The organism is Pseudomonas sp. 2822-17, from assembly GCF_002742485.1.
Lineage (GTDB): Bacteria > Pseudomonadota > Gammaproteobacteria > Pseudomonadales > Pseudomonadaceae > Aquipseudomonas > Aquipseudomonas cyclaminis.
This window is the reverse complement of sequence record NZ_LJRZ01000272.1, coordinates 1-15498: the sequence shown is the minus strand read 5'-3', so window position 1 is coordinate 15498 and position 15498 is coordinate 1. Positions and strand designations below refer to the sequence as shown.

Here is a 15498-nt window from a genome sequence, read left to right as displayed (position 1 = left end):
GTGTCAGCTAGGACACTTTTGACTGGCCCACTGCTATCGGGGGCAAGCCCCCTCCCACATTGGAACTGTGCAAGGTCGTTAGATCGCGGTAGCTGGCGCCTGGATGGTTGGCGCCCAGTCGCGCGCCGTCGCCAAACAACTTCTCGCGCAACGTGCCCTGGGCGTATTCGGTCTTGTACACGCCACGCTTCTGCAACTCCGGAACAAGCCATTCCACGGCGTCGACAAAGGTTTCATGGGTCAGCGCATAGGCCAGGTTGAAGCCGTCCACATCGGTCTCTTCGACCCACTCCTGCAACAGGTCCGCCACGGTCTCCGGGCCGCCGACGAACAGTGGGCCAAAGCCGCCGATACCGACCCAATCGGCCAGCTCGTTGGGCGTCCAGACCTTGTTCGGGTCCGCCGTGGAAAACGCTTCCACCGCCGATTGAATTGCATTGGTGTGCACGTGCTTGAGTGGTTCGTCCGGTTTGAACTGGCTGAAGTCGATGCCGGTCCAGCCGGAGATCAGCGCCATGGCGCCTTCGTAGCTGACGTAGGATTTGTACTCGTCAAACTTGGCTTTAGCCTTGGCGTCGGTTTCGTCGACGATCACCGTCTGCAAGTTGAAGATCAGGATTTTCTTCGGATCACGCCCAGCCTCGGCGGCACGACGGCGGATGTCGGCCACGGTCTTTTTCAGCAGCACCTTGGACGGCGCAGCGACGAACACACATTCGGCCTGCTCGGCGGCGAACTGCTTGCCACGGCTGGACGCGCCAGCCTGGTACAGCACCGGCGTGCGCTGCGGCGACGGCTCGCAAAGGTGAATGCCGGGCACCTGGAAGTGTTTGCCGACGTGGCGGATCTCGTGGATTTTGCTCGGGTCGCTGAAAACCCGTCGTTCGCGGTCACGCAGGACCGCGCCCTCTTCCCAACTGCCTTCCCAGAGTTTGTAGCAAACCTGCAGGTATTCCTCGGCGTAGTCGTAGCGCGCGTCGTGTTCGGTCTGGGCTTTCTGGCCGAGGTTCTTGGCGCCGCTTTCCAGGTACGAGGTGACGATGTTCCAGCCGATGCGGCCCTTGGTCAGGTGATCAAGCGTCGACAGACGACGGGCGAACGGATACGGATGCTCGAAGGACAACGAAGCGGTCAGACCAAACCCCAGGTGCTCGGTGACCAACGCCATTGGCGCGATCAGCGACAAAGGGTCGTTGACCGGCACTTGGGTGGCCTGGCGAATCGCCGCGTCGCCGTTGCCGTTGTACACGTCGTAGATGCCCAGCACATCGGCGATAAACAGACCGTCGAACTTGCCGCGCTCAAGGATCTTGGCGAGGTCGGTCCAGTATTTCAGGTCCTTGTACTGCCACGAACGGTCGCGCGGGTGCGCCCACAGGCCGGGCGATTGGTGGCCGACACAGTTCATGTCGAAGGCATTCAAGCGGATTTCACGGGACATCAAAGCACTCCGTTGAGGTGGTAGTTGCCGACAACCTGGTATTTCCAGCGCAACGGATCATCGAGGCTCGACGGCAGTTCGGTGCGTTGGCCGGTCAGTTCGAATTCGGCGTTGCTTGCAGCGATGAGGGCTTCGGCGGCGGCGATCTGCGCTTCGGTGGCGGCCACCGGGCTGGGGTGGGTTTCAGCGCGTTCCAGCAAGGCGGCGGCCACGTCGACGCGGATCTGCAGATCGCCGAAGCGGCTGATCACATAGGGGTCATCGCTTTTCTCGACATGGCGGCGAGTGCTGTCCAGCAGTTGGCGTGCAAGGTTCAGTGCGGTCATGGTTGATCCTCAGTTCCAGGCGTGGCGCGCGGGCTTCACACCGTTGAGCACAAAATTGCCGATCAGGTGGTATTTCCAGCGAGCCGGGTCGTGCAGGGTGTGGGTGCGCGCGTTGCGCCAGAAGCGGTCAAGGTTGTGTTTGCCGGTGACCGAGCGGGTGCCGGCCAGCTCGAAGAGTTTGCTGCTGGCGAGCAAGGCGGTTTCGGCCGACAGCACTTTGGCCTGGGCGACCACCAGCGAGGCGTGGGCGACGCTGTCTTCGCTCGGTTCGGCGAGTGCGTGGTCGACCGCCTTGCCGGCCTTGGCGAGAATCGCTTCGGTGCCGTGCACGCGCCATTCGAGGTCGCCGATGGCGGCGATGGTGAACGGGTCTTGCCAGCCGTGATCCTGCTGGCTGTCGATCCACGGGCGGGCCTGGCGCGCGAAAATCTTCGCTTGTTCAAGGGCGCCGAGGGCGATGCCGGTGTCGACGGCAGCCTGGATGATTTGTGAGATCGGGCCGTCTGCAGTGGGCCGGTCAAAGGCCAGGTGAGCGGGAACTACCGCACTCAACGGGACATTAACGCCATCAAGAGTCACGCCGCCGCTGGCGGTGGTGCGCTGGCCAAAGCCATCCCAGTTATCGATCACCGTCAGGCCAGGCGCATCGCGTTCGACAAAGCCAATGAACGCCTGGCCGTTTTCGTTATTGCCAACGGTGGGAACGATATGGGCGAACAACGCGCCAGTGCAGTAGAACTTCTCGCCGTTGATTTGCGCGGTGTCGCCGTGGAAACGAATCTGCGTGTCGAAGGTGCCGGCGTTTTTGCTCTTGGCTTCGGAGAAGGCATTGCCGAAGCGGTAGCCCGCCAGGACCTTGCCGAAGTAGTGGCGCTTTTGTTCCTCGGTCGCGGTTTGCAGCAGGATATCCACTACGCCCAGGTGGTTTTGCGGGATCTGCCCAAGAGACGGGTCGGCGGCGGAGATCAGTTTGATCACCTCGGCCACGGTCACATAGGACACTCCGGCGCCGCCGTAGGCTTTGGGAACGGTAATGCCCCACAAGCCGCTGGCAGAAAACTCGTCAAGCTCGGCGACCGGCAGGCGCCGCTCGCGGTCGCGCACGCTGGCATCGACAGCAAAACGTGCGGCCAGACGAGTGGCGACTTCGATGGCTTCCGAGTCCGAGCGGATGATATGGGCAGGGTGTTGAGGATGGGTTGACATGGGCCGACTCCAGGCTCCGATAAGATACGGAGGTCACTGCAGGAGTCATGCCCGAAGCTGACCCTTAACAAAACAGGCCAGTTACACATTTTGTAGGAAAAAAAGCGGGAGCAAACCAACAAAGTGTTGAACCTCTGTTGCTCCATCAACAGTTGCTTGTCAAAAGCAACCGTCTCTCACCCATCACATACTAATTAATCTACAACTTGATATATAGCCTGATGCGAGCGCATTTCCCCGCTTTGTTTCTTAATCTTATAGTACGCTGACGCAGAGGTAGCGCCGACAAAGAGCGCATCATAGATTGTTCGGGTAACGACTTCCGTTGTAGAGACGATCTCCCCATAGGTAAACCAATCCCACTGTCCATCAGTATCTACAAAGAGCAGGTACTCATCGCCTTCCTCAATACCGAGGTAAAGAGGAAGGACAAAAGTAGCTCTGTTACCTGCTACCTCCGAACGGGAGATCGTTTCATTTTGCGAAGGAACAATAGCTGGGGCTACGAGAAAGTCGGCTCGAGATACTAATACTCCGTTCATATCCATATCCTTATATTGGGTTCTTGACAGTTCAGTTATTGCGACAACACCAACAAGTCAACACATAGCGAATATGCAAAAACTTAGTGATTGACGCAAAAACACCATAACTGAAGGAAAAACCAAAAATAAGCTGTCAACTCTGACAGTTGACAAACTAAATAACGACATTCCGTACAAACTTCACGGCGACGTCCCCATCATTGCGATAGGCGTGAGGCTGATGGCTGGCGAACATGAAAAACTCACCTGCGTTGATGGTGTTTTCTGCGTCCCCCACCACCAGGGTCAGGCTGCCCTCAAAGACAAATAGCTGCTCGCTCCACCCTTCCAAGTCCGGGTCCGGGCAGTAGCGATCACCGGGTTCGAGGCGCCACTCCCATAGCTCGACTTCACGCCGCGCGGTGGCTTTGGCCAGCAATACCGCCTTGCTGCCGGTAATTTCACCGGCCCAGGCCAATTCGTTGATGCGGCTGTGGTCACGCACATCCGGGGCCTGAATCAGATCACTGAACGCCACATCCAGCGCTTCGGCGACTCGGTCTAGCGTGGACAGGCTGACGTTCTTCTCCCCCGCCTCAATGGCCACCAGCATGCGCCGGCTGACCCCGGACTTTTCCGAGAGCGCGGTCTGGCTCAGGTCGGCGGCGTGGCGCAGGCGACGAACGTTCTGGCTGACGTGCTGCAGGACCGAAGCCCGTTGTGGATTTTCTTTGTGCACTATATTGCTCAATGGGTGGGTGTGCGCAGTATACTGCCCAGCGTGCGGCGCATTGTGCGGTCCGTGCCTTTCCCTGTGCAAGACCGAGCTGCCATGACCACCGCCAAAACCCCTTCGCGTTTCAACCGTTTCAGCAAAGCCGAATGCATCCTGGTGTTTATCACCATGATCTGGGGCGGCACCTTTTTGCTGGTGCAGCACGCCATGACGGTGAGCGGCCCGATGTTTTTCGTGGGCCTGCGCTTTGCGGCGGCGGCCATTGTGGTGGGCTTCTTCTCGCTGCGCACCTTGCGCGACTTGACCCTGTTTGAATTGAAGGCCGGGGTGTTTATCGGTGTGGCGATCATGTTTGGCTACGGCTTGCAGACCATCGGCCTGCAAACGATCCTGAGCAGCCAGTCGGCGTTTATCACCGCGCTGTATGTGCCGTTCGTGCCGTTGTTGCAATGGTTGGTCCTGGGCCGTCGTCCTGGGTTGATGCCGAGCATTGGCATCATGCTCGCATTTGCCGGGTTGATGTTGTTGACCGGGCCAGCGGGGGCTTCGTTGAATTTCAGCCCCGGTGAAATCGCTACATTGATTGGTGCCATTGCGATTGCAGCAGAAATCATCCTGATCAGCGCATTTGCAGGTCAAGTGGATGTACGCCGGGTGACGGTGGTGCAACTGGCCACGGCGTCACTGCTGTCGTTCCTGATGGTGGTGCCGATGGGTGAGGCGCTGCCGGGGTTCTCGTGGTTGCTGCTGTTCAGTGCGGTGGGCCTGGGCTTGACCAGCGCGGTGATCCAGGTCGCGATGAACTGGGCGCAACAGAGCGTTTCACCGACGCGGGCCACGTTGATCTATGCCGGTGAGCCGGTGTGGGCTGGCGTGGTCGGGCGGATTGCCGGCGAGCGCTTCCCGCCGATTGCGATGCTGGGGGCGGCGTTGATTGTGGTGGCGGTGATTGTGAGTGAGATGAAGACCAAGGGGCAGAAGGCGGTTGACTTGGCCGATGCGTTGGAACAAAAGCGTCAGGGATAGCCTCCAGATACTGTGGTGCCTGTAATATTGCCATCGCGGGCAAGCCCGGCTCCCACAGGGGTCGGCATTCCAATTCTGCGAATTTTGAAACAGTGCCAAATAGGAGTTTTCATCCTACCTTGTAGGATCCTGCCACATCTTGCCGTTTGGTGATCAACAAAGCGGCACGTATGATGCATCCCAAACTCCCGCAGATTAGAAGCCTATGTCCCTGATAGTTCTACTGCTTCTGCCATTCATTGGCAGCTGTCTGGCGGCCTTGCTGCCGCACAATGCACGTAACACCGAATCCCTGTTGGCCGGCCTTGTGGCCCTGGTCGGCACCCTTCAAGTCGCCCTGCTCTACCCCCAGATCGCCCACGGTGGCGTGATCCGCGAAGAATTCATGTGGTTGCCCAGCCTCGGCCTGAATTTCGTCTTGCGTATGGATGGGTTTGCCTGGCTGTTCTCGATGCTGGTGCTCGGCATCGGCTCGCTGGTGGCGTTGTATGCGCGCTACTACATGTCGCCGGATGACCCGGTGCCGCGCTTCTTTGCGTTTTTCCTGGCCTTCATGGGCGCCATGCTCGGGCTGGTGATCTCCGGCAACCTGGTCCAGATCGTGTTCTTCTGGGAACTGACCAGCCTGTTCTCGTTCCTGTTGATCGGCTATTGGCACCACCGCGCCGATGCCCGACGCGGCGCCTACATGGCGCTGATGGTCACCGGCGCGGGCGGCTTGTGCCTGCTGGCCGGGGTGATGCTGCTGGGGCATATAGTCGGCAGCTATGACCTGGACCGGGTGCTGGCGGCGGGCGATCAGATCCGCGCACATGCGCTGTACCCGGTGATGCTGGCCCTGGTGCTGATCGGCGCACTGAGCAAAAGCGCGCAGTTCCCGTTCCACTTCTGGCTGCCCCACGCCATGGCCGCACCGACGCCGGTGTCGGCCTATCTGCATTCGGCAACGATGGTGAAGGCCGGCGTGTTCCTGCTGGCCCGCCTGTGGCCGGCGCTGTCGGGCAGCGAAGAATGGTTCTGGATCGTCGGCGGTGCCGGCGCCCTCACCCTCCTCCTAGGCGCTTACTGCGCCATGTTCCAGAACGACCTCAAGGGCCTGTTGGCCTACTCCACCATCAGCCACCTCGGGCTGATCACCTTGCTGCTGGGGCTCAACAGCCCGCTGGCCGCCGTCGCCGCAGTGTTCCATATCCTCAACCACGCCACTTTCAAGGCCTCGCTGTTCATGGCGGCGGGCATCATCGACCACGAAAGCGGCACCCGCGATATCCGCAAGCTCAGCGGCCTGGTGCGCCTGATCCCGTTCACCGCGACCCTGGCGATGGTGGCCAGTGCCTCCATGGCCGGCGTGCCGTTGCTCAATGGCTTCCTGTCCAAAGAGATGTTCTTCGCCGAAACGGTGTTTATCTCGGCGACAAAATGGGTGGAAATAGCGCTGCCGGTGATCGCGACCATCGCCGGCACTTTCAGCGTGGCCTATGCGCTGCGCTTTACCGTCGATGTGTTCTTCGGCCCGCCCGCCACCGACCTGCCGCACACGCCCCACGAACCGCCACGCTGGATGCGTGCCCCGGTCGAGTTGCTGGTGTTCACCTGCCTGCTGGTGGGGATTTTCCCGGCCCAGGTGGTCGGCTCGATCCTTGCGGCTGCCGCACTGCCGGTGGTCGGCGGTGTGCTGCCCGAGTACAGCCTGGCCATCTGGCACGGCTGGAACGCGCCGATGATCATGAGCCTGGTGGCCATGACCGGCGGCGTGCTGCTCTACCTGATGTTGCGCAAACAACTTAAACGCGGGCGCTTCAAGTACCCGCCGCTGGTGGGCTACTTCAATGGCAAGCGCGGCTTCGAGCGCTGCCTGGTGGTGATGATGCGTGGCGTGCGCAAAATCGAAAAACGCATCAGCACCAAGCGCCTGCAAACCCAGTTGTTCCTGTTGGTGATCGTCGCGGTGATCGGCGCCATGATCCCGATGCTCAACAGTGGCCTCAGTTGGGGCGACCGCCCGAAAATTCCGGGTTCCATCGTCTTCGTCACCCTGTGGCTGCTGGCGATTGCCTGTGCCCTGGGCGCCGCCTGGCAAGCCAAGTACCACAGGCTGGCGGCCCTGACCATGGTCAGCGTGTGCGGCATGGTCACTTGCGTGACGTTTGTATGGTTCTCGGCGCCGGACCTGGCACTGACGCAACTGGTGGTCGAGGTCGTGACGACGGTGCTGATCCTGCTTGGCCTGCGCTGGCTGCCACGGCGGATCGAGGAAGTCTCGCCACTGCCAAGCTCGCTGCGCAAGGCGCGCATTCGCCGCCTGCGTGACTTCCTGCTGTCCACCGCAGTGGGCGGCGGCATGGCGCTGCTGTCCTATGCGATGCTGACCCGCCAGACGCCCAACGATATTTCCTCCTTCTACCTGAGCCGCGCCCTGCCCGAAGGCGGCGGCAGCAATGTGGTCAACGTCATGTTGGTGGACTTCCGTGGCTTCGACACCCTTGGCGAAATCACCGTGCTCGGCGCCGTGGCGCTGACGGTGTACGCCCTGCTGCGCCGCTTCCGCCCGTCCAAGGAAAGCATGCAACTGCCTGCGCAACAGCGCCAACTGGCGCCGGACGTGGCCACCGACCTGGTCAACCCGCGCCAGGCCAGCGACACCGCCCTGGGCTTCATGATGGTGCCGGCGGTGCTGGTGCGCCTGCTGCTGCCGATTGCGCTGGTGGTGTCGTTCTACCTGTTCATGCGCGGCCACAACCAACCGGGCGGCGGGTTTGTCGCCGGGCTGGTGATGTCGGTGGCGTTTATCCTGCAATACATGGTCGCCGGTACACAGTGGGTCGAGGCGCAGATGAGCCTGCGGCCGATGCGCTGGATGGGTTTTGGCCTGCTGTCCGCCACGCTCACCGGGCTCGGCGCGCTGTTTGTCGGCTACCCGTTCCTCACCACTCACACCTGGCATTTCAGCCTGCCGCTGCTGGGCGATATCCATGTCGCCAGTGCGTTGTTCTTTGACGTCGGCGTGTACGCCATGGTCGTCGGCTCGACCTTGCTGATGCTCACCGCCCTCGGTCACCAGTCGGTGCGCGCGCACAAACCGAGCAACCAGGCCAAAGCAGTCGCCGCAACAGAAGGAGCCGCCTGATGGAAGAAGTCATCGCAATTGCCATTGGGGTCCTGGCGGCCTCCGGCGTCTGGTTGATCCTGCGGCCACGGACGTTCCAGGTGGTGATGGGCCTGTGCCTGTTGTCGTACGGGGTCAATCTGTTCATTTTCAGCATGGGCAGCCTGTTTATCGGCAAGGAGCCGATCATCAAGGACGGCGTGCCGCAAGACCTGCTCAACTACACCGACCCGCTGCCACAGGCCCTGGTGCTGACGGCCATCGTGATCAGCTTTGCCATGACCGCCTTGTTCCTGGTGGTGCTGCTGGCCTCCCGTGGCCTGACCGGCACGGACCATGTGGACGGCCGGGAGCCCAAGGAATGAATTGGGTCAATCAACTGATCGTCGCGCCGATCCTGCTGCCGCTGCTGACCGCCGGGCTGATGCTGATGCTCGGTGAGAAGCGCCGCCCGCTCAAAGCCAGGATCAACCTGTTCTCCAGCGTGATCGGCCTGGGCATTGCGGTATTGCTGCTGTACTGGACGCAAAAAGGCGGCCCCGGTTCGATTGGCGTGTACCTGCCGGGCAATTGGCAGGTGCCATTCGGCATTGTGCTGGTGGTGGACCAACTGTCGGCACTGATGCTGGTGCTCACCGGGATTATCGGCGTGAGCGCGCTGCTGTTCGCCATGGCCCGCTGGGACCGTGCGGGCACCAGTTTCCATGCGTTGTTCCAGGTGCAGATGATGGGGTTGTACGGCGCGTTCCTGACCGCCGACCTGTTCAACCTGTTCGTGTTCTTCGAGGTGCTGCTGGCGGCGTCCTACGGTTTGATGCTGCACGGTTCCGGCCGTGCGCGGGTGTCGGCGGGGCTGCATTACATCGCAATCAACCTGCTGGCGTCGTCGCTGTTCCTGATTGGCGCGGCGATGATCTATGGGGTGACCGGCACGCTGAACTTCGCTGACCTGGCGCTGAAAATCCCGCTGGTACCGGAGGCCGATCGCGGCCTGCTGCATGCCGGTGCGGCAATCCTGGCGACAGCGTTTTTGGCCAAGGCCGGCATGTGGCCGCTCAACTTCTGGCTGGCGCCCGCCTATTCCTCGGCCAGCGCGCCGGTGGCGGCGATGTTTGCGATCATGACCAAGGTTGGCGTGTACACCGTGCTGCGCCTGTGGACGCTGCTGTTCTCCGGCCAGGCCGGCGCTTCGGCGCTGTTTGGTGGCGACTGGCTGGTGTACGGCGGCATGGCGACTATCGTCTGCGCGGCGCTGGCGATGGTGGCGGCGCAACGCCTGGAACGTATGGCCAGCCTGAGTATCCTGGTGTCGGCCGGGATCCTGCTGTCGGCAGTCGGGTTTGCCCAGCCGAGCCTGACCGCAGGCGCGCTGTTCTATCTGGTCAGCTCCACATTGGCCTTGAGTGCGCTGTTCCTGCTGGCCGAATTGATCGAGCGTTCGCGTTCGGCCAATGACCTGCCGCTGGATGAAGAAATCGATGCGTTGCCCAAAGCCATGGAATCCCTGCATCCGCGTCCCGGTGTGAACCTCGATGACGAGCAAAAGGCCGTGGTCGGCCAAGTGATTCCGTGGACCATGGCGTTCCTGGGCTTGAGCTTTGTCGCCTGCGCCCTGCTGATCATCGGCATGCCGCCGCTGTCCGGGTTTATCGGCAAGCTCAGTTTGTTGAGTGCGCTGGTCAATCCACTGGGCCTGGGCAGCGGCTTGGAAGGCCCGATCCGACCTGCAGCGTGGGGCCTGATGGCCTTGCTGATCCTGTCCGGCCTGGCCTCGCTGATCGCGTTCGCCCGCCTGGGTATCCAGCGTTTCTGGACACCGGAAGAACGCCCATCGCCCTTGCTGCGTCGCTATGAGTGCGTGCCGATCTTCTTCCTGCTGGGCCTGAGCATCCTGCTGACCTTCAAGGCCGAGCCGCTGATGCGCTACACCCAGGCCACCGCTGTCAGCCTGAACAACCCGGAAGCCTACGTGATGGCGGTCATGGCCACGCGCCCAGTGCCCAGCCCTGAAGCCAAAGCGGCTGCCCTGGAGGTGCAACCATGAAGCGCCTGTTTCCTGCCCCGTGGTTGTCCCTGGCATTGTGGGTGCTGTGGCTGGTGCTGAACCTGTCCGTCAGCCCTGGTCATCTGCTGCTGGGTGCTGCGCTGGGGGTGCTTGCCCCGCTGCTGATGGCGCCGTTGCGTCCGCTGCCGATCCGCATCCGCCGCCCCGGTGTGATCATCCGCCTGTTCTTCCTGGTGGGCCGCGATGTGATCGTCTCCAACCTGCAAGTGGCCTGGGGCGTGCTGACGTGCGGCTCGCGCCCACCGCGTTCGCGCTTCATCAAGATCCCCCTCGACCTGCGTGACGCCAACGGCCTTGCCGCCCTGTCGATGATCACCACCGTGGTGCCCGGCACCATCTGGTCGGAACTGGCCCTGGACCGCAGCATCCTGCTGCTGCACGTCTTCGACCTGGATGACGAAGCGGCCTTCATCGAACATTTCAAAAGCGCCTACGAACGGCCATTGATGGAGATCTTCGAATGAGCGCCCTGCTCTCCAATGCGATCCTGTTCAGCCTGTTCCTGTTCTCCCTGGCCATGGTGCTGACCCTGATCCGCCTGTTCAAAGGCCCATCGGCCCAGGACCGGGTCCTGGCGCTGGACTACCTGTACATCCTGGCGATGCTGATGATGCTGGTGCTGGGCATTCGGTATGCCAGTGACACCTACTTTGAAGCGGCGCTGCTGATCGCACTGTTCGGCTTCGTCGGCTCGTTTGCCCTGGCCAAATTCCTGCTGCGTGGGGAGGTGATTGAATGATGCCGTTATGGATGGAAATCGTCGTGGCCGTACTGCTGGTGCTCAGCAGTATGTTTGCGCTGATCGGAGCGATTGGCCTGCTGCGCATGAAGGACTTCTTCCAGCGCATGCACCCACCGGCACTCGCCTCCACATTGGGCGCATGGTGCGTGGCACTGGCGTCGATTATCTACTTTTCGGCTCTCAAGTCCGCGCCGGTGTTGCACGGCTGGCTGATCCCGATCTTGTTGGCGATCACCGTGCCGGTGACTACATTGCTGCTGGCGCGTACCGCGCTGTTTCGCAAGCGTATGGCTGGGGATGATGTCCCGGCCGAGGTCAGCAGCCGCCGCTGATTCCTGTAGAAAACATGGTCAAAACTGTGGGAGGGGGCTTGCCCCCGATGGCGGTGGGTCAGCTGCAGATAAGCCGACTGACCCACTGCTATCGGGGGCAAGCCCCCTCCCACATTGGGACTGTACTAGGCGCAAGATCGGATTCGCTCGGCCAATTCTGCCAGTTCGGCATCATCCGCCCGCACGTGATCGTGGGATGAGATATAGCCTTCATAAGCCTCAAAAAACTTATCCACTTTCGAGCTCAACGGCTTGAACGCACTGTCCTGCCCAGTTCCATGCATGGGAAACAACTTCGCATGCAGATGATCAACCCCATACCCTTCCAGCATCATCCCCGTACGCGCCACATCGGGAAACGCCCGGTCGATCAGCAAGGCAGTTTTCTTGGTGGCCACGATCAGATCAGCCAGCACCTCATCCGACTGCGCAAAGGCATAACTGCCGTAATGCTGCTTGGGGATGACCACGCTGAAGCCTGGGGTATTGGGGAAAATCGACAGGAACGCCATGTGATGTTCGTCCTCCCACAGGATATGGGCTGGGGAGGTTTTGCGGACAATGCTGCAGAAAATACAATCCATTTGAGTCGCTGCCGTTTTTGTCGTGGGTTTGGTCGTGGCGAACATCTAAAAACAGGATCGGGCGGGAGTCAAATCCCAGTTTTTGGCAGTCTCGCGATTTACCGAAACCTCCCACATAAGCGCCGGATAAGCTCTACAGCTTCTCCCTGAAAACCTCTGCAAAGTCCTTCGCCTGATCACACAGTGCGAGGGATTGCAGATGGTTTTTTTCGTTAAGGCCCTGCCTGCCGGGGCTGCCTCTTGATTCCCGTCATTGCCAGCCTTGTCCTGGCCCCCATGGATCCCAACGCGCCGGATAGTGAGCGCGTCTTCGGCGACTTCCGTAATTGCCTGAACACCTTTGATGCCTGGGCCGAAAGCTTCTGGAGCCGTTCGGCGCTGGAGGTCGAGCAGGTCTTCAAGGTAGGAGACGAGGTAGCGCTGGTTACGCCGGTTTCGTCGAAGGCACCCAGTAAAACGGTCGCCATGTGCAGTGCCCAGGGCTCGCTGACCCTGGTGCATATGTTCGAAAGCACGCGTTTTGTGCCTATCGGCAACACCCCGGTGATGCTCCAAGCCATTGCAGCGGATGGCAGCCCGATGGGCCCACCGCTGCATCGGACCATCGGCCCCAGCGGCATCCTCGAAATCACCGAGTGTGATCGCAACCAGCCGTACCAAATCACTTTCTATCCCACTGTTTCCCAGGATCACGTCAAGGCGCTGTATGCGTCTTATCAGTCAGTGATTGCGGGGCTGGAAGGTCGTCTGCGGGAAGAGTGGACGGCGACTTTCAAACCCCAATGGAACGACTTTGCCAACGCCGGCTCTTTGCGACGCAGCGCGATGCAGGGCGTGGCGTTTTCCACCGGGATGGCCAAGGCGCTCTACAACCTGTGGGACAACATTGCCCAGTTGTACGACCTACTGGCGAATCTCAAGGCCAACAGCCAGCAGTTGTTGGCGTACCTCTCTCAGGCTGAGCTTGATGAACTACTGAAGCTGGGCAGCGAAGCGATTGCCAAGAGTTTGTTGGTGCTTAGCGATGAGCCGCTGTTGTTCATTTATGTCTCGGCGATCGTCAGCTGGATACGCCTGCTGCCACCGCCAGAGATGTATGAATTGCTGGGCGAGGTCACCGGTGAAGTGCTGATCAACCTGCTGCTGATGTGGGCGACGGCTGGGACGGGTGTGGCGCTACGCATGGGCGCACAGACGCTGAGCACTATCAAATCCAAACGGGCGCGGGCGTTGTTGGAGTTGCTGGCCGATCACCTCGTGGGGCCGAAGTTGGACGCGCACTCGGAGGCGCTCAAGCCTTTGTTGCTGGGCAGTGCGGCAACGCCGATCAAGGCGGTGCCGGTTGCGTCGTTGAAGGCTGGGGAGAATCTGGTTTCGAACGCGGTGCCGGCGGTTCGCGGCAAGACACGGCGAACGGTGTTGGTCAGGCAGGAGCATGTCGACGATGTGCCTGCCGTGGCGACGAATCCGAAGGGGGATGCTGCTGCGGCTTCGGATAAGACCGTGACCAACGGGTGTCCGGTGTCGATGGTCACTGGGGAGGAATTGCTGACCCTCACCGATGGCACGTTGGACGGAATTCTGCCGTTTGAGTGGACACGGTTGTATCGCACCAGTGCGGTGGAAGTGGATGTCGGGCTGGGGTTTGGCTGGAGTCATTCGCTGGCGCACCGGCTTGTTGTGTCAGGCAATTCGGTGGTGTGGACGGATCATGAGAATCGCTCGACTGAGTTTCCACTGCCGACAGTTGCTCGACCTGCAATCACCAATAGCCTGGCTGAAGCGGCGATTTATCTGGGGGATTTTCCGGATGAGTTGGTGTTGGCTCAAGCGTCGCGGTTTTATCACTTTCGCGATGGGGTGCTGGTTTCAATCAGTGATGCGTATGACAACCGTCTGCGGATTAGTCGGGACTATTTAGGGCGCATTGAGCGGCTGGATAACGGTGCCGGTTGTGCGCTGTTTTTACGCTATGAGTCGGGCCGCATTGTGGCCGTGGACTACCAGGTTCAGCGGGCCAAGGGGTATGAGCCCTACGCCTGGGTAACTGAACAGAACGTTGTTTCCTACGCCTATGACGACCGTGGCCGACTGGTCTCAGCGACCAATGCCGTCGGTGAAAGCGAGGTTTATCGCTACGACGACCAGCACGTGATTCTTGAGCGCGGCCTGGCCGGTGGGGCGAGTTTCTTTTGGGCGTGGGAACGGTCTGGCAAAGCGGCGCGATGTGTCCGGCATTGGGCCAGTTTTTCGCAGATGGATACGCGCTATGCCTGGGGGGATGACGGCAGCGTTGTCGTTCACAACGCCGATGGCAGCCAGGAAGTGTACGTCCACGATGACCGCGCACGGCTGGTGCAGCGCATTGATCCGGACGGTGCCGAGCATTTCAAATCCTACGATGACAAGGGTCGGCTGACGGTTGAGCAGGACCCGCTGGGCGCGGTGACGGCGTATCAGTACGACGAGGCCGGACGCCTGGTTGCGTTGTTTCCGGGGGACGACGAACCAACGTCCTACGAGCATGACAATGGCTTCGTACGGGTTGTAAGACGTGGTGAGGCGGTTTGGAAATATGAGCGCAATGACCAAGGCGATGTCATTCGCAAGACCGACCCTGACGGTACTTCCACAGACTACAGCTACAACAAATACGGGCAGCTGACGGGAGTTTGGTATCCGGACCACAGCTGTCATCGCCTGGTCTGGAATGAACGCGGCCAGCTCATTGAGGAACAACTACCCAACGGCGGAATCAAGCGCTATCGCTACGACGATCTGGGCCGCCAGATTGCCCGCGAGGATGAACAAGGCGCGCTGACCCAATACCAGTGGGATGCAGTCGGTCGGCTGACTCGCCTCGCACTGCCCGGCGGCGCGTGCAGGGAATACAGCTACAACCCCTACGGCAAAATCACCGCCGAACGCGATGAACTGGGCCACGTCACCCGCTACGAATATGCCGACGGCCTGCACCTGATCAGCCGCCGTATCAATGCCGACGGCAGCCAGGTCAAGTACCGCTACGACAACGTGCGATTACTGCTGACCGAGATTGAAAACGAAGTTGGCGAAATCTACCGGCTGGCTTACCACGCCAACGGCCTGATCCAGCAGGAAGTCGGGTTTGATGGGCAACGCACGGCCTACGAGTATGACCTCAACGGCAACCTGAAAGAAAAAACTGAATACGGCGATGACGGCACTCGGCTAGTGACTTGTTACGAGCGCGACTACGCCGGCCGTCTCGTACGAAAAATCCTGCCCGACGGCAACAAGATCGATTACGCCTACGACCGCCAAGGCAATCTCCTCAGCGTCGACGACGGCCATTGGGCGCTGGCCTACGAGTATGACGTCCAGAACCGCCTCACCGCCGAACACCAAGGCTGGGGCACCTTGCGTTACGG

General features: G+C 60.6%; 14 protein-coding genes. 8 read left to right on the top strand and 6 right to left on the bottom strand.

What is annotated here, in order from left to right:
• Positions 1–7: 7 nt before the first annotated feature.
• The 5 genes from AOA60_RS03840 to AOA60_RS03820 form a co-directional block, all read right to left on the bottom strand.
• On the bottom strand, positions 8–1441 hold the full coding sequence (locus AOA60_RS03840; protein ID WP_099583269.1) for an LLM class flavin-dependent oxidoreductase: 1434 nt from the start codon (positions 1439–1441) through the stop codon (positions 8–10).
• Complete coding sequence (locus tag AOA60_RS03835) at positions 1441–1767, bottom strand: acyl-CoA dehydrogenase (RefSeq protein WP_099583268.1); 327 nt, start codon at positions 1765–1767, stop codon at positions 1441–1443. Before AOA60_RS03835 ends, AOA60_RS03840 begins: the two co-directional genes overlap by 1 nt.
• A gap of 9 nt (positions 1768–1776) precedes the next feature.
• A complete protein-coding gene (locus AOA60_RS03830) occupies positions 1777–2973 on the bottom strand; it encodes an SfnB family sulfur acquisition oxidoreductase (RefSeq protein ID WP_099583267.1) in 1197 nt (398 codons plus the stop codon).
• A 194-nt stretch (positions 2974–3167) separates the two neighbouring features.
• A complete protein-coding gene (locus tag AOA60_RS03825; protein ID WP_099583266.1) occupies positions 3168–3515 on the bottom strand; it encodes a hypothetical protein in 348 nt (115 codons plus the stop codon).
• A gap of 157 nt (positions 3516–3672) precedes the next feature.
• Positions 3673–4236 (bottom strand): helix-turn-helix domain-containing protein, encoded by a 564-nt coding sequence (locus AOA60_RS03820; protein ID WP_025855939.1) that lies wholly within the window; start codon positions 4234–4236, stop codon positions 3673–3675.
• Positions 4237–4329: 93 nt separating this feature from the next.
• Between AOA60_RS03820 and AOA60_RS03815 the strand changes: the two genes are divergently transcribed.
• The 7 genes from AOA60_RS03815 to AOA60_RS03785 all read left to right on the top strand — a co-directional run bounded on the left by AOA60_RS03815 (position 4330) and on the right by AOA60_RS03785 (position 11504).
• Complete coding sequence (locus tag AOA60_RS03815; protein WP_099583265.1) at positions 4330–5259, top strand: DMT family transporter; 930 nt, start codon at positions 4330–4332, stop codon at positions 5257–5259.
• A gap of 205 nt (positions 5260–5464) precedes the next feature.
• Positions 5465–8386 (top strand): monovalent cation/H+ antiporter subunit A, encoded by a 2922-nt coding sequence (locus tag AOA60_RS03810; protein ID WP_099583264.1) that lies wholly within the window; start codon positions 5465–5467, stop codon positions 8384–8386.
• Positions 8386–8730 (top strand): Na+/H+ antiporter subunit C, encoded by a 345-nt coding sequence (locus AOA60_RS03805; RefSeq protein WP_003192163.1) that lies wholly within the window; start codon positions 8386–8388, stop codon positions 8728–8730. The genes AOA60_RS03810 and AOA60_RS03805 overlap by 1 nt, the downstream gene beginning before the upstream one ends.
• Positions 8727–10409 (top strand): monovalent cation/H+ antiporter subunit D, encoded by a 1683-nt coding sequence (locus AOA60_RS03800; protein ID WP_099583263.1) that lies wholly within the window; start codon positions 8727–8729, stop codon positions 10407–10409. Before AOA60_RS03805 ends, AOA60_RS03800 begins: the two co-directional genes overlap by 4 nt.
• Complete coding sequence (locus AOA60_RS03795; RefSeq protein WP_099583262.1) at positions 10406–10894, top strand: Na+/H+ antiporter subunit E; 489 nt, start codon at positions 10406–10408, stop codon at positions 10892–10894. Before AOA60_RS03800 ends, AOA60_RS03795 begins: the two co-directional genes overlap by 4 nt.
• The gene (locus tag AOA60_RS03790) at positions 10891–11169 is read left to right on the top strand and encodes a K+/H+ antiporter subunit F (protein ID WP_005789171.1); all 279 of its coding nucleotides are present in this window, start codon (positions 10891–10893) and stop codon (positions 11167–11169) included. The genes AOA60_RS03795 and AOA60_RS03790 overlap by 4 nt, the downstream gene beginning before the upstream one ends.
• Positions 11166–11504: a Na+/H+ antiporter subunit G gene (locus tag AOA60_RS03785; RefSeq protein WP_099583261.1), complete on the top strand. Its 339-nt coding sequence runs from the start codon at positions 11166–11168 to the stop codon at positions 11502–11504. Before AOA60_RS03790 ends, AOA60_RS03785 begins: the two co-directional genes overlap by 4 nt.
• Before the next feature lie 125 nt (positions 11505–11629).
• Here AOA60_RS03785 and AOA60_RS03780 read toward each other — a convergent pair whose 3' ends face one another.
• Entirely contained in the window at positions 11630–12088 is a 459-nt protein-coding gene (locus AOA60_RS03780; RefSeq protein WP_099583260.1) for an HIT family protein, read from the bottom strand.
• Between the two features lie 240 nt (positions 12089–12328).
• On the opposite strand from AOA60_RS03780, the gene AOA60_RS03775 reads away from it, so the two are divergent.
• The coding region (locus AOA60_RS03775) for a DUF6531 domain-containing protein (RefSeq protein ID WP_099583282.1) at positions 12329–15498 on the top strand (3170 nt) is incomplete at its 3' end.

What these genes read in the sequence shown, in the direction of transcription:
- AOA60_RS03785 (WP_099583261.1), top strand. Translation starts at nt 11,166, where the DNA reads ATGATGCCGTTATGGATGGAAATCGTCGTGGCCGTACTGCTGGTGCTC.
- AOA60_RS03835 (WP_099583268.1), bottom strand. Translation starts at nt 1,767, where the DNA reads ATGACCGCACTGAACCTTGCACGCCAACTGCTGGACAGCACTCGCCGC.
- AOA60_RS03795 (WP_099583262.1), top strand. Translation starts at nt 10,406, where the DNA reads ATGAAGCGCCTGTTTCCTGCCCCGTGGTTGTCCCTGGCATTGTGGGTG.
- AOA60_RS03815 (WP_099583265.1), top strand. Translation starts at nt 4,330, where the DNA reads ATGACCACCGCCAAAACCCCTTCGCGTTTCAACCGTTTCAGCAAAGCC.
- AOA60_RS03800 (WP_099583263.1), top strand. Translation starts at nt 8,727, where the DNA reads ATGAATTGGGTCAATCAACTGATCGTCGCGCCGATCCTGCTGCCGCTG.
- AOA60_RS03840 (WP_099583269.1), bottom strand. Translation starts at nt 1,441, where the DNA reads ATGTCCCGTGAAATCCGCTTGAATGCCTTCGACATGAACTGTGTCGGC.
- AOA60_RS03805 (WP_003192163.1), top strand. Translation starts at nt 8,386, where the DNA reads ATGGAAGAAGTCATCGCAATTGCCATTGGGGTCCTGGCGGCCTCCGGC.
- AOA60_RS03780 (WP_099583260.1), bottom strand. Translation starts at nt 12,088, where the DNA reads ATGGATTGTATTTTCTGCAGCATTGTCCGCAAAACCTCCCCAGCCCAT.
- AOA60_RS03830 (WP_099583267.1), bottom strand. Translation starts at nt 2,973, where the DNA reads ATGTCAACCCATCCTCAACACCCTGCCCATATCATCCGCTCGGACTCG.
- AOA60_RS03810 (WP_099583264.1), top strand. Translation starts at nt 5,465, where the DNA reads ATGTCCCTGATAGTTCTACTGCTTCTGCCATTCATTGGCAGCTGTCTG.
- AOA60_RS03790 (WP_005789171.1), top strand. Translation starts at nt 10,891, where the DNA reads ATGAGCGCCCTGCTCTCCAATGCGATCCTGTTCAGCCTGTTCCTGTTC.
- AOA60_RS03825 (WP_099583266.1), bottom strand. Translation starts at nt 3,515, where the DNA reads ATGAACGGAGTATTAGTATCTCGAGCCGACTTTCTCGTAGCCCCAGCT.